Below are 13,206 nucleotides of genomic sequence, written 5' to 3'. Positions count from 1 at the left end.
GGTCTCAGGCGGCGAACCAGAGCGCGATCTCGCGCTCGGCGGACTCCGGGGAGTCCGAGGCGTGCACGAGGTTGCGCTGGACCTTCTCGCCGGTGTCGCCGGCGAGGTCGCCGCGGATCGAGCCGGGGGCGGCGGCGGTGGGGTCGGTGGCGCCGATGAGGGTGCGGATGCCCTCGATCACCCGGTAGCCCTCGACGATCAGCGCCACGAGCGGGCCGGAGCTCATGAACTCCACCAGCGGCGGGTAGAAGGGCTTGCCGACGTGCTCGGCGTAGTGCTCGGCGAGCAGTGCCTCATCGGCGGTGCGCATCTGCAGGGCGGTGATGGTGTAGCCCTTCGCCTCGATGCGACGGAGCACTTCGCCGGTGAGGCGACGCGCCACGGCGTCTGGCTTGAGCAGGACAAGGGAGCGCTGGATCTCGGTCACGGCTCCGAGACTACCGCCCGGCACTGGCACCGAGCGGGAGGTGGGTGTGCCGGCGGGTGTGTGTGCTAGCGGCTGGGGCGTGGCAGACCGGCGTGGTCGAGCTCGTCCAGGTAGCGCTCCTGGCGTTCGGCGTCGATCCGGGCGCCGAGGTGCAGCCCGATCACCCACAGCAGCGCGAACACGACCGCCACGATCAGGAACTGCACCCGCATCTCGGGGATCATCAGGCCCGCCACGAGCAGGCCTGCCTGGATCACCCAGCCGAGCACGTACCCTGCAGTCCAGCGCAGTGCGCCGGCCGCCACGAGGCAGGCCAGCGCCGCCACCGAGCCCACCACGATCAGGTGCCTGGTGGGGACGGCAGCCAGACCGTAGGCGGCGAGGGCGGCGAAGAACACCACGAAGGCCTCCAACGACAGGACGGTGGCGGAGAACAGGCGGCGCGCGGAGCGGGGCGCCGCAGGTGCCGACTGCGGCACCTGCGGCGCTGGTGCGGAACTCACAGTTCCCCGAATCCGTCCTCGAACGCCTCCACGACGGCGCGCAACGCCTCGCTCCCGGCGGGTCCCTCGGCCACGACCGTGACCTCGCTGCCCGCCTTCAGGCCCAGGCCCATGAGGGAGAGCAGGCTGGCGGCGTTCACCCCGTTGAGGGTGACCTGCGCGTCGAATCCCGCGACCAGTTGGGCGAGCTGCGCGGCGGGGCGCGCGTGCAGGCCCTGGGGGTTGCGCACCGCGACGACGGCGGAGACCTCCTGCGCGGCGGCTTCCTCCAGGAGTTCCTCGGCCTCGTCCACGACCGCGGCCTCCTCCAGGAGTTCCTCGGCCTCCTCCTCGACCTCGGCCTCGGCCGCTGCCTCGGCGAGCTCGCTGGTGATCTGCCGTGCCGCAGCGGCGACAGCGCCCACCACCTGGGCGATGTCGCCGCCGGTCTGGGCGGCCACCGCGGCGGCGACGGCACCCTCGGCGAACGGGCCCGGTGCGAGCACCACCCGCTCGTCCTCGAGCATGTCGATCACCGCCTCGGCGGTCATCCGGGCGGAGCCGATGTCGGCGAGCAGCACCACCCCGGTGCAACCGGAGTCGAGCTCGGCGGCCACGGCCCGCTCGACCACGTCGAAGCTCGTGCCCAGGCGGGCGTCGTCGGTGCCTCCGGCGGGCTTGAGCACCACGTCCCGGGCCATCTGCGAGGCCAGTTCGCAGGCGCCCGCGGCCAGTAGAGCGGAGTGGGACACCAGCACGAGTCCCACCGTGGCGGTGCCCACCGCCGTGCGCGCGGTGGCGTCCGGCGTGGTCATGCGGAGTCCTCGGCCGCGGCGCGTGCAGCGGCGTCCAGCAGCAGTGCGCTGGACTCGGCACCGGGGTCGCGGTGCCCGACGCTGCGCTCCCCGAGGTAGCTCGCGCGCCCCTTGAGGGCCACGAGCGGCTCGGTGGCCTCGGCCCCGCGGGCCGCGGCGTCGGCCGCCGCCCGCAGGGTCGCGGCCGGGCTCTCCCCGGCCGCGCTGGCCTCCCCGGCGGCCTCGACCGCGGGGGTCCAGGCGTCGACCATGGTCTTGTCACCCGCGTTCGCCTTGCCACGCGCGACGATGCCCTCCAGCGCCGCATCGAGCAGGGTGTGCACCCCGACGGCGTCGATCGCCTCGACGTTGCTCACCTTCGCCGCGCGCAGGAAGGCGGTGCCGTACAGCGGCCCCGCGGCACCACCGACGGTGGACATCAGCGTGGTCGCCACCAGCTTCAGCACCCCGCCCACGGTGTCGGCCTCGGACTCCTGGACCGCCCGGTTGGCGGCCGCGAAGCCGCGCGCCAGGTTCTCGCCGTGGTCACCGTCGCCGATCGCCCGGTCCAGTTCGGACAGATCCACCCGCTTGGTGGTCACGACGTCGGTGGCAAGGTCGATGAAGCGCCGCGCCCAGGCGGCGTTGAGCTGTGCAGTCACAGGCCCCACCGTAGCGCCGCCGTCTTGACCGGAGCGTCGTAGAGCTCCTTCATGGACTCACTCAGGCGCAGCACGGTCACCGAGGCACCCTGCATCTCCAGGCTGGTGACGTAGTTGCCCACCAGGGAGCGGGCCACGGTGATGCCGCGCGCCTCCAGCCGCGCACGGGCGTGGCGGTAGACGATCGCGAGCTCGGAGGCCGGGGTGCCGCCCATGCCGTTGACCAGCAGCAGCACCTCCTCCCCTTCGCCCACGCCGAGGTCCTCCACGACCGGGTCGAGCAGCATGTCGGTGATCTCGTCGGCGGAGGCCAGGGGCACTCGCCGGCGTCCCGGCTCGCCGTGGATCCCGATGCCGATCTCGATCTCGTCATCGGCCAACTCGAAGGACGGCTTGCCGGCGTGCGGCACCGTGCAGGCTGTCAGCGCCACGCCCATGGAGCGCATGTTGGCGTTGACGTCCGTGGCGACCTGGGTGACGGCGGCGAGGTCGTCGCCCCGCTCCGCGGCGGCCCCGGCGATCTTCTCCACGAGCACGGTTCCCGCCACGCCGCGGCGCCCGGCGGTGTAGAGGGAGTCCTCCACGGCGACATCGTCGTTGACGATGACGGTGGCGACCTCGATGTCCTCGGCGTCCGCGAGCTCGGCGGCCGTCTCGAAGTTCAACACGTCGCCGGTGTAGTTCTTCACGATGTGCAGCACGCCGGCACCGGAGTCGGCGGCCTTGGTGGCCACGACGATCGGGTCGGGTGTGGGCGAGGTGAACATGGCGCCCGGGACTGCGGCGTCCAGCATGCCGACCCCGACGAACCCGGCGTGCAGGGGCTCGTGCCCGCTGCCACCGCCGGAGACGATGCCGACCTTGCCCGCCACCGCGCCGCCGGCGCGCGCGACCACGAGGCCGTCGAGCTGGGTCACCAGGTCGGAGTGCGCCAGCACGAAGCCTTCCACGGCCTCGGAGGTGGCGTTGGTCGGATCGTTGATGAGCTTCTTCACGAGTGCGCTCCCTTGCGACATGGATGGGTGGGACACCCCTACTCTGCCAAGCCACGCACGGATGCGCGAGACGCCTGCACGCCCGTGCGCTCGCACCTGAGGAAAGCGCCCGAACGTGCGCGCCTCGCGCGCCCCGCCAGCCCCGCCGACCGTGCCCTTACGCACCACCCCACCCCGCCGACCGGGTGCTTGCGCACGAGTTTCGCGCGTGCGCGCTGCACAACCACACGCTGGGCGGGCGCGGGGCGGGGCCCACTCCGGAGTGGCTGGGCGTGAGGCGCGAGGAACGAGCGCCTGGGCAGAGTGGCCCCGCCCCGCGGCCGACCGACCGACGCCGACCGACCGACGCCGACCGCCCGACGCCGGCCGGCCGGGCGCCCACCCGGAGGCGTCAGGCGCCCTCGGCGCCCATCAGCGTGCGCACCTCGGCGGCCAGCACCACCGAGCCGAGCGCGATCACCCCGGCGTCGGTCCCCACACCCTCGCTCGCCGACTCCGCCAGGTCCACGGCGGTGGTGACGGCCTCATCGAGCCGCTCGACCACGTGCACCCGGTCCTCACCGAAGACGTCGCGGGCGATCTCGGCGAGGTCCTCGATCGGCATCGCGCGCGCCGAGTGCGGCTGGGTGATGACCACGTGCGCGAGGGTGCCCTCGAGCGCCACGAGGATGCCCTCGGCGTCCTTGTCCGCCATCACCCCGAGCACACCCACCACACTGGTGAGGGCGAATGCCTCCGTGATCGCGGTCATCGCCGCCGCCGCCCCGGCGGGGTTGTGGGCGGCGTCCACGAGCACGGTCGGAGAGCTGCGCACGAGCTCCAGGCGACCGGGCGAGGAGACGGCGTTGAACGCCTCCTCCACCACGTCGCCCGGCAGCGCCTGCCCGCCGAGGAACGCCTCCACGGCGGCGAGCGCAAGCAGCGCATTGTGTGCCTGGTGCTCCCCGTGCAGCGGCAGGAAGATGTCCTGGTAGGTGCCGGCGATCCCGCGCAGGGTCAGCAACTGGCCACCGACGGCGACCTGTCGGTCCACCACCGCCAGGCCCGGCGTGGTCAGGTCCACCTCGCCGTCCTCGTTCCGGGGGGCCTCGGCCACCAGGCGGGCGCCGGTCTCGGCGACCCGGTGCCCGATGACGCGCGCCACCTCGGGGCGCTGATCGGCGACCACCACCGTGGCGCCGTCCTTGATGATCCCGGACTTCACCCCGGCGATCTCCTCCAGGGTGTGCCCGAGCCAGCGCTCGTGGTCCATGGCGATCGGGGTGATCACGGCCACCTCGGCGTCGACCACATTGGTGGAGTCCCACTCCCCGCCCATGCCGACCTCGAGCACCGCCACGTCCACCGGGGCGTCGGCGAAGGCCGCGAACGCCATCCCGGTGAGCACCTCGAAGAAGGACAGTTCGCCGCCCGCGCCGTACTTGCCCGAGGAGGTCAGTTCGCCGTCCACGATCGCCACATAGGGCGCGATGTCCTCCCAGGTGCGAACCCAGGCGGCGGCGGAGATCGGCTCACCGTCGATCGCGATCCGTTCCCGCACCGTGCTCAGGTGCGGGGAGGTGAACCGGCCGGTGCGCAGGTTCAGCGCGCGCAGCAGCGCGTCGATCATCCGCGCGGTGGAGGTCTTGCCGTTGGTGCCGGTGAGGTGGATCGCGCGGAAGGAGCGCTGCGGGTCGCCCAGCACGTCGGTCAGCCGCGCGACCCGCTCGATCGTCGGGTCGAAATCGTGCTCCGGGGTGCGCCGCAGGATCTCGTGGTAGATCTCCCGCGCCTGCTTCTCCGCCTCGGCGAGTTCCGCGGCCCGGGTGACGTCGGCTCCCTCGCGGCTCATTCGGCGGCCTCCTGAGCGTTCTCGTTCTCGGCGACGCGGGCGAGTTGCACGACGGCGACACCGCCCTTGGGCACCTCGGCCTGCGGTGCGGCGTCGATCTCGACGGCGAGCGCGAGGGTTTCCTTGGCGATGACGTCGGCGTGGGCGCGGGCCGCGGCCAGGTGCTGCTCGGGCACCCCGAGGCGCAGTTCGATGCGGTCGGCCACGTGCAGGTCGGCGGCCTTGCGGGCGTCCTGCACCTGCCGCACCACGTCGCGGGCGTAGCCCTCGGCGCGCAGTTCCTCGTCCAGCGCCAGGTCGAGCACCACGAACCCGCCGCCGGGCAGCACGCCCACCGCGATCTCGCCGCCGGCGGCCCCGGAGGCGACGGTCGCGAGCTCGTACTCCCCCTCGGCCAGTTCGATGCCGCCCGCGGTCACCACGCCCTCGTGCTCGCTCCACTCCCCACTGCGGGCGGCCTTGATGGCCACCTGCACGCTCTTGCCCAGCCGCGGGCCTGCGGCGCGGGCGTTGACGGTGAGCTTGGTGGTGACCCCGTAGCGCGCGGCGGCGTCGGAGGCGAGGTCCTCCAGGGCCACGGACTTGAGGTTCACCTCGGAGGCCACCAGGTCGGCGAACGGCGCGAGCGCAGCCAGTTCGGCCTCAGGCACCACCACCGCGAGCGAACGCAGGGGCTGACGCACCTTGACCTGGTGGGCCTTGCGCAGCGCGTGGGCGGCGGAGACCACGTCCCGCACCCGGTCCATCGCCGCCACCAGGGCGGGATCGGGGACCAGGGAGGCCTCGACGTCGTACGCCCCGGCCGTGCCGGTCACCGGCCAGTCGGTCAGGTGCACCGACTCACCCCCGGTCAGGCCGCGCCAGATCTCCTCGGTCAGCAGCGGCGCGAAGGGCGCCATGATCCGGGTCAGCGCCTCCAGCGCGGTGAACAGGGTGTCGAAGGCGCGGGTGTCCTCCGCCCAGAACCGGTCGCGCTGGGTGCGCACGTACCAGTTGGTGAGCAGGTCGATGTGGTCACGGATGAGCGCGCACGCCCCGGCCACGTCGTAGGCGTCGGCGGCCTCGGTCACGGCGAGCGCGAGGTCGTGGGTGCGGGCCAGCAGGTAGCGGTCCATCTCCGGCAGCTCGGCCACGGCCTCGGGTGCCACGGGCTGCGCGAGGTAGCCCGCGCCGTCGTTCACCGTGCCCGCGTACAGCGCGAAGAAGTAGTAGGCGTTCCACAGCGGCAGCAGCACCCCGCGCACCTCGGCGCGGATGCCCTCCTCGGTAACGATGAGATTCCCGCCGCGCAGGATCGGGGAGGCCATGAGGAACCAGCGCATCGCATCGGAGCCGTCGCGGTCGAAGACCTCGGTGACATCCGGGTAGTTGCGCAGGCTCTTGGACATCTTGCGCCCGTCGTTGCCCAGCACGATCCCGTGGCTGACCGCGGAGGAGAACGCGGGACGGTCGAACAGGGCGGTGGCCAGCACGTGCAGGGTGTAGAACCAGCCGCGGGTCTGCCCGATGTACTCCACGATGAAGTCGCCCGGGTAGTGGTTCTCGAACCACTCGGCGTTCTCGTGCGGGTAGTGCACCTGGGCGAAGGGCATGGACCCGGAGTCGAACCACACGTCCAGCACGTCCGGGATGCGGCGCATCGTGGACTTCCCGGTCGGGTCGTCGGGGTTGGGGCGGGTGAGGTCGTCGATCCAGGGGCGGTGCAGGTCCGGCTCCCCGGCATCGTTGCGCGGCACGTCCCCGAAGTCGCGGGCGAGCTCGGCGAAGGAGCCGTAGACGTCGGTGCGCGGGTAGGCGGGGTCGTCGCTCACCCACACCGGGATCGGGGTGCCCCAGTACCGGTTGCGGGAGATGGACCAGTCCCGGGCGCCGGCGAGCCACTTGCCGAACTGGCCGTGCTTGATGTGCTCGGGGGTCCAGTCGATCTGCTCGTTCAGTTCCACCATGCGGTCGCGGAACTGGGTGACGCGCACGAACCAGCTGGAGACCGCCTTGTAGATCAGGGGGTTCCGGCAGCGCCAGCAGTGCGGATAGGAGTGGTCGTAGGTCTCGTGGCGCACCACCATGGCGCGGCGCTCGGCCGGGAGCGCGGCGAGCGGGCCGGTGCCGGCCTTGAGGTCGGCGATGATGTGCGGGTTCGCGTCGAAGACCTGCTGCCCGGCGTAGTCCGGCACGAGGGCGGTGAACTCGCCGGCCTCCCCGACGGTCACCACGGGCGTGATGCCGACGGCCTCGCAGGCCGCCATGTCGTCCTCACCGAAGGCGGGCGCCATGTGCACGAGCCCGGTGCCGTCCTCCACCGTGACGAAGTCGCCGGCGATCACCTGGAAGTTGCCCGGGTTGTCGGCCGGGGCGCCGCCCTGACCGTCGGTGAAGTACGGGAACGGCGGGGTGTAGCGGCGCCCGACCAGATCGGCCCCGGCCACCTCGGCGACCACCTGCGGGTCCTCACCGAGCTCACGGGCGTAGGCCGCCAGGCGCGGCTGGGCGACGACGACGCGGGCCCCCGGGTGGGAGGCGTCCAGCGGCGAGCCCTCCCCGGGGGCGACGACGACGTAGCTCACCTCGGGGTTGACGGCGATGGCCTGGTGGCTGGGCAGGGTCCAGGGAGTGGTGGTCCACACCAGCAGGTAGGCGCCGGCGAGTGCCTCCCCCAGCCGGTCACCCGCCTGGGGCGCCGCCAGCGGCAACCCCACGGTCAGGGCGGGGTCCTGCCGCATCTGGTAGACGTCGTCGTCCATCCGCAGTTCGTGGTTGGACAGCGGCGTCTGGTCGCGCCAGCAGTAGGGCAGCACCCGGAAGCCCTCGTACGCCAGGCCCTTGTCGTGCAGGGTCTTGAACGCCCAGATCACCGACTCCATGAACTCCGGGTTCAGGGTCTTGTAGTCGTTCTCGAAGTCCACCCAGCGGGCCTGGCGGGTGACGTAGTCCTGCCACTCGTCGGTGTAGGTCAGCACGGAGGAGCGGCAGGCGGCGTTGAACGCGGCGATGCCCATCTCCTCGATCTGCGCCTTGTCGGTGATCCCGAGGATGCGCTCGGCCTCGAGTTCGGCGGGCAGGCCGTGGGTGTCCCAGCCGAACCGGCGCTCCACCCGCTTGCCGCGCATCGTCATGTAACGCGGCACCACGTCCTTGACGTAGCCGGTGAGCAGGTGGCCGTAGTGCGGCAGGCCGTTGGCGAACGGGGGGCCGTCATAGAAGACGAACTCGTTCTCGCCGTCCTCGCCCGCGGGGCGCGCCTCGACGCTGCGGCGGAAGGTGTCCCCCGCCTGCCAGTGGGCCAGGACGCTCTTCTCGATCTCGGGGATGCGCGGGGAGGCCACGAGGTCGGCGCTGGCATGGCGCGGGTAACGGTGGCTCTGGTTCGTCAACGTGGTCTCCGGGTGGTGCGTGCTCGTGCGCGCGAGGGCGAACCGACCGGCGGATGCCGGCGGGCCGCGGTACCACCCCGCTTGCCGCCCGCCCTGGCGGGCGTGCGACCTCTCGTTGACGGCTGTGACGGGCCTACCCGTCCGGTTCTACTGGGGCCGGCCACGCCGTGCAGGCGCGGTCGGCCGGTTCTTCCGGAGGCTCACCGGTGATGGCCGGGTCGATGCCTGTGCGACCAGTGTAGCCACGGATCCCATGCAGGCACTGACACTCACACCAGCGACTCCCACTCACCCCACGCCGGGACCGGGAGATACAAATCCGCAACCGGCACATCCGTACGACGCGCCTCAGTGAACGTCTTGGCCACCAGACCATGCTCCTCCACACGACCGGTGCCATCCTCATTGTTGTACGCATGCCATTCCCGCACCGCACGATGCGCCGCCACCGGCAATTCCGGGTTGTACTCCCCGAACTCCCACACCACCGCAATATCCTGGAACAAACGCCCACCGCCCACATTCTTCCACCACGACTCGGACGTGACCACCCCCACCCCCGGAGCCACCGCCTCCTGACGCGACACCGTGAACGACGGATCCTCACCCGGCGTCACAGTAATGAAGAACGGCACAATCCCCGTCGCCTCATCCACCGGCGGCACCAACGTCACCCGCCGCACCGGCACATGAAACCGGCGCCGCGCCTCCCCCTCATCAATCCACCCCAGCTCCGAATCATTCGGAACCGCTGACTGCAACCGATAATTGAACATCCCACAAAAACGCCACTCCACGACCCACCCCCATCACACCAGCGACTCCCACTCGCCCCAGGCCGGGACCGGGAGATACAAATCCGCTACCGGCACATCCGTACGACGCGCCTTAGTGAACGTCTTGGCCACCAGATCATGCTCCTCCACACGACCGGTGCCATCCTCATTGTTGTACGCATGCCATCGCCGCACCGCACGATGCGCCGCCACCGGCAATTCCGGGTTGTACTCCCCGAACTCCCACACCACCGCAATGTCCTGGAACAAACGCCCACCGCCCACATTCTTCCACCACGACTGCGACGTGACCACCCCCACCCCCGGAGCCACCGCCTCCTGACGCGACACCGTGAACGACGGATGCTCCCGCGGCGTCACAGTAATGAAGAACGGCACAATCCCCGTCGCCTCATCCACCGGCGGCACCAACGCCAACCGCTCCCCCGGCACATGAAACCGGCGCCGCGCCTCCCCCTCATCAATCCACCCCAGCCACCGATCATCCGGAACCGCTGACTGCAACCAGTCATTGAACATCCCACAAAAACGCCACTCCACGACCCACCCCCATCACACCAGCGACTCCCACTCACCCCACGCCGGGACCGGGAGATACAAATCCGCAACCGGCACATCCATGCGACGCGCCTTAGTGAACGTCTTCGCCACCAGATCATGCTCCTCCACACGACCCGTGCCATCCTCATTGTTGAACGCATCCCATCGCCGCACCGCACGATGCGCCGCCACCGGCAATTCCGGGTTGTACTCCCCGAACTCCCACACCTCCGCAATGTGCTGAAAGAGCCGATCACCTTCTTCAGCGTGCCGCCACCACGACTGAGACGTGACCACCCCCACCCCCGGAGCCACCGCCTCCTGACGCGACACCGTGAACGACGGATGCTCCCGCGGCGTCACAGTAATGAAGAACGGCACAATACCCGTCGCCTCATCCACCGGCGGCACCAACGTCAACCGCTCCCCCGGCACATGAAACCGGCGCCGCGCCTCCCCCTCATCAATCCACCCCAGCCACCGATCATCCGGAACCGCTGACTGCAACCGATAATTGAACATCCCACAAAAACGCCACTCCACGACCCACCCCCATCACACCAGCGACTCCCACTCACCCCACGCCGGGACCGGGAGATACAAATCCGCTACCGGCACATCCGTACGACGCGCCACCGTGAACGTCTTCGCCACCAGATCGTGCTCCTCCACACGACCAGTGCCATCCTCATTGTTGTACGCATGCCATCGCCGCACCGCACGATGCGCCGCCACCGGCAATTCCGGGTTGTACTCCCCGAACTCCCACACCACCGCAATGTGCTGAAAGAGCCGATCACCTTCAGCGTGCCGCCACCACGACTCGGACGTGACTACCCCCACCCCCGGAGCCACCGCCTCCTGACGCGACACCGTGAACGACGGATGCTCCCGCGGCGTCACAGTAATGAAGAACGGCACAATACCCGTCGCCTCATCCACCGGCGGCACCAACGCCAACCGCTCCCCCGGCACATGAAACCGGCGCCGCGCCTCCCCCTCATCAATCCACCCCAGCCACCGATCATCCGGAACCGCTGACTGCAACCAGTCATTGAACATCCCACAAAAACGCCACTCCACGACAGTTCCTCTCATTGCGGTACTTTCTCTCAATGTGCTGGGTTGTGCGTCAGGACCGTGCCGTCCGCCCGGACCTCGACAACGGTACCGGGGCGTGGACCGAGCATCCATTCGGTGCCTGCCACGTCGACGACTTTGATCTGCCTCGTGGCGGCGAGCTCCAGCATTGCTTGGGGCACGGGCGCCGTCTGCACCGGCACCTCCAGGATGTTTCGACCCTCCAGCGGCATCCCGATGTGCTCGCTGGGGTCGAGCCCCACCGCCTCGAGGGTGCGCCGGTTGGAGGGCGTATCAGCGACGACCACCCCATCGCTGCGTACGCCGTACTTGGTCCTGATGTCGTCGAGGTATGCCCGCCATGTCCGGCCTCGGACGGCGGCGAGTTGGGTGTTCTTGCGTTCCACGATCTCGTTGCCGGGATCTATGCTGTCCACGCGGTTGTATGCCGACTGCCTGGGACTCGCCAGTCCGTTTTCTCCGAGGGTGGCACCGGGCCGCGTCACATGGAGTTCATTCACCGGGTAGCGGTGGTGGTTCTCGAGGTTGAAGATTGAGCCACGGAAGGCGTTGCGAATATGCTCCGGATAGTGGAATCCGCCGTTCCCATCGGTCCTGTCGATCAACCTCTGGTAGACATCGATCTTCGCCTGTACCTCCCGCGTCAATCCATCGGCGGCTGGCGGTGCCTGGTCCGTCGCCGTGCGGGCGTCGTCGATGAGCCCCTCCGGGACCTCGACCTCCACACCGTCTGCGTGAGGGCGCCACATGTCCAAGGGCGCCGTGTCGTTGTGCCCACCACTGTCCCCGATGCGCTGGCCGTACATCGGCGGACCGTCCGGGACCGCGCGCTGCGGCTGCGAACTGCCTGCGGAGTCACGCGCCGCCGACGTGCCGCCTCTGGTTGGCAGGTGCCCCGAGGAATCCGGCGTCATGTGCAGTGCCTGCGGGCCCGGGCCGGCGCCCGCGACGGCAAAGTCCGGCCCACCCAAGCCCGGCACCTTCATCGCATGAAGCCGGTCCCCTACCACTCGCAGTCCCTGCCTCGCGCCGGACGCCAGATGCGAACCACCACGCAAGGCTGCCTCGGCCACGGCGGCGGTTCCGCGCACCGCAGCACCGCCGGCGCGGACCGTCAGGGCGCCGGCCCGGCCGGCCATCGCTCCCCCCTTCGCGGCGCCGACGCCCGGGATGAGGAACGTCCCAGCCTCCACAAGCACCTGCGTGGCGGCCGCAACGCCGTCCTCCTGCCATGCGTGCCAACCGTCGCCGCCCGCTAGGTACTCCTGGTGGTCCCAGCCGATCATCGCCCCCCAACCGGTTGCGGCGACGTCCTGACGGTCCGAGACCCACTCGGAGCCCCCCGCGCCAGAGATCGCGGTCATCAGCACCGGGCTGGTCGCGATGACGGTGGACAACGCGAAGTCGCCCACCCCCCACCAGGTGGCACCCAAGGTTCCCCAACTCCACGTCATGGTCGCGGTGTCGAAGCCGACCATGGCCGCGGCACCGTCCCTCGCGGAGATCGCGGCATTCCCGAGCCCGTGGTTCACGGATTCCTCGCAGGTGCGATCCTCGGTCACAGCGTGGCCCCACGGCATCGCATCCGACGCCATGATGTCGGCAGCGCCGATCGCGGCCACCGGCCCGGCTGGGCAGGTTCCCGAGCGCAGACCCGTCAGCTCGGTGGCGCACTGGGCCGCCGCGAGTGAGAGCCGTTCGATCACAACCGCGTACTGCGCAAGCAGGTCGTTGTTCCGCTCGACGGCCGGTGTGTGCTCGATCCAGCTGACGTGCTCGCTCTCCTGGGTGTACCCGACTGTCTGAGCCATGCCGATAGGGCGGTAGGTGATCTCCTCGTACCCGCGCAGAGCCTCAGCGCGGAAGACCGCCGCGTCCCCCTCCAGGACCCGCAGGTCTGTCGCAATGACCTGCACATCCTCGGCGTACCTCTCGAGTGCGCGGGCCGCGCTTGCGAGCACCTCGTCGTTCTCCGCCACCGCAGTCTCGGCCGGAGCGAGTAGCGCAAGGACGTCGCTCTCTTCCGGCGCCCGGTATGCCTCGCTGAGCCCTGACCACGCCGCTGAGACCCCGGCCATCGATTCGACCATGCCCGAGCCAATGGCTCGCAGCTCGGACGCCGACCCGTAGATGCTCTCGCTGTCCAGGTCGGAGCTCCTGACCACGAACCGAGCCGGATCGATGAGCCCGTCCCCGGTGCACACGC

At 70.3% G+C, this 13,206-nt stretch carries 12 protein-coding genes; all 12 read right to left on the bottom strand.

Annotation, left to right across the window (positions count from 1 at the left end; all coding sequences use genetic code 11):
- Window positions 1-4: 4 nt before the first annotated feature.
- The 12 genes from ndk to ATL40_RS04120 all read right to left on the bottom strand — a co-directional run bounded on the left by ndk (window position 5) and on the right by ATL40_RS04120 (window position 13,165).
- Complete coding sequence (gene ndk, locus ATL40_RS04175) at window positions 5-427, bottom strand: nucleoside-diphosphate kinase (RefSeq protein ID WP_098468438.1); 423 nt, start codon at window positions 425-427, stop codon at window positions 5-7.
- A 65-nt stretch (window positions 428-492) separates the two neighbouring features.
- On the bottom strand, window positions 493-930 hold the full coding sequence (locus ATL40_RS04170) for a DUF4233 domain-containing protein (protein WP_169925872.1): 438 nt from the start codon (window positions 928-930) through the stop codon (window positions 493-495).
- Window positions 927-1,724, bottom strand: a complete 798-nt coding sequence (dhaM, locus tag ATL40_RS04165; RefSeq protein ID WP_098468437.1) for a dihydroxyacetone kinase phosphoryl donor subunit DhaM — start codon at window positions 1,722-1,724, stop codon at window positions 927-929. Before dhaM ends, ATL40_RS04170 begins: the two co-directional genes overlap by 4 nt.
- The gene (gene dhaL / locus ATL40_RS04160) at window positions 1,721-2,365 is read right to left on the bottom strand and encodes a dihydroxyacetone kinase subunit DhaL (protein WP_098468436.1); all 645 of its coding nucleotides are present in this window, start codon (window positions 2,363-2,365) and stop codon (window positions 1,721-1,723) included. Before dhaL ends, dhaM begins: the two co-directional genes overlap by 4 nt.
- A complete protein-coding gene (gene dhaK / locus ATL40_RS04155) occupies window positions 2,362-3,360 on the bottom strand; it encodes a dihydroxyacetone kinase subunit DhaK (RefSeq protein ID WP_098468435.1) in 999 nt (332 codons plus the stop codon). The genes dhaL and dhaK overlap by 4 nt, the downstream gene beginning before the upstream one ends.
- Window positions 3,361-3,751: 391 nt before the next feature.
- A complete protein-coding gene (locus tag ATL40_RS04150) occupies window positions 3,752-5,191 on the bottom strand; it encodes a bifunctional folylpolyglutamate synthase/dihydrofolate synthase (RefSeq protein WP_098468434.1) in 1,440 nt (479 codons plus the stop codon).
- A complete protein-coding gene (gene ileS / locus ATL40_RS04145) occupies window positions 5,188-8,562 on the bottom strand; it encodes an isoleucine--tRNA ligase (protein ID WP_098468433.1) in 3,375 nt (1,124 codons plus the stop codon). The genes ATL40_RS04150 and ileS overlap by 4 nt, the downstream gene beginning before the upstream one ends.
- Before the next feature lie 269 nt (window positions 8,563-8,831).
- Complete coding sequence (locus tag ATL40_RS04140) at window positions 8,832-9,359, bottom strand: hypothetical protein (RefSeq protein WP_143556861.1); 528 nt, start codon at window positions 9,357-9,359, stop codon at window positions 8,832-8,834.
- Window positions 9,360-9,371: 12 nt separating this feature from the next.
- The gene (locus ATL40_RS04135; RefSeq protein WP_143556860.1) at window positions 9,372-9,899 is read right to left on the bottom strand and encodes a hypothetical protein; all 528 of its coding nucleotides are present in this window, start codon (window positions 9,897-9,899) and stop codon (window positions 9,372-9,374) included.
- 12 nt (window positions 9,900-9,911) lie between these two features.
- On the bottom strand, window positions 9,912-10,442 hold the full coding sequence (locus tag ATL40_RS04130) for a hypothetical protein (RefSeq protein ID WP_143556859.1): 531 nt from the start codon (window positions 10,440-10,442) through the stop codon (window positions 9,912-9,914).
- Window positions 10,443-10,454: 12 nt separating this feature from the next.
- On the bottom strand, window positions 10,455-10,997 hold the full coding sequence (locus ATL40_RS04125) for a hypothetical protein (protein ID WP_143556858.1): 543 nt from the start codon (window positions 10,995-10,997) through the stop codon (window positions 10,455-10,457).
- Window positions 10,998-11,011: 14 nt separating this feature from the next.
- Window positions 11,012-13,165 carry a hypothetical protein gene (locus ATL40_RS04120; RefSeq protein WP_143556857.1) on the bottom strand — a complete coding sequence of 718 codons (2,154 nt, stop codon included), beginning with the start codon at window positions 13,163-13,165 and terminating at the stop codon, window positions 11,012-11,014.
- Window positions 13,166-13,206: the final 41 nt, after the last annotated feature.

Origin of the sequence: Serinibacter salmoneus, from assembly GCF_002563925.1 — a bacterium.
GTDB classification, from domain to species: Bacteria; Actinomycetota; Actinomycetes; order Actinomycetales; family Beutenbergiaceae; genus Serinibacter; species Serinibacter salmoneus.
The sequence above is the reverse complement of the archived record's forward strand: the minus strand, read 5'-3'. Positions and strand labels throughout refer to the sequence as shown.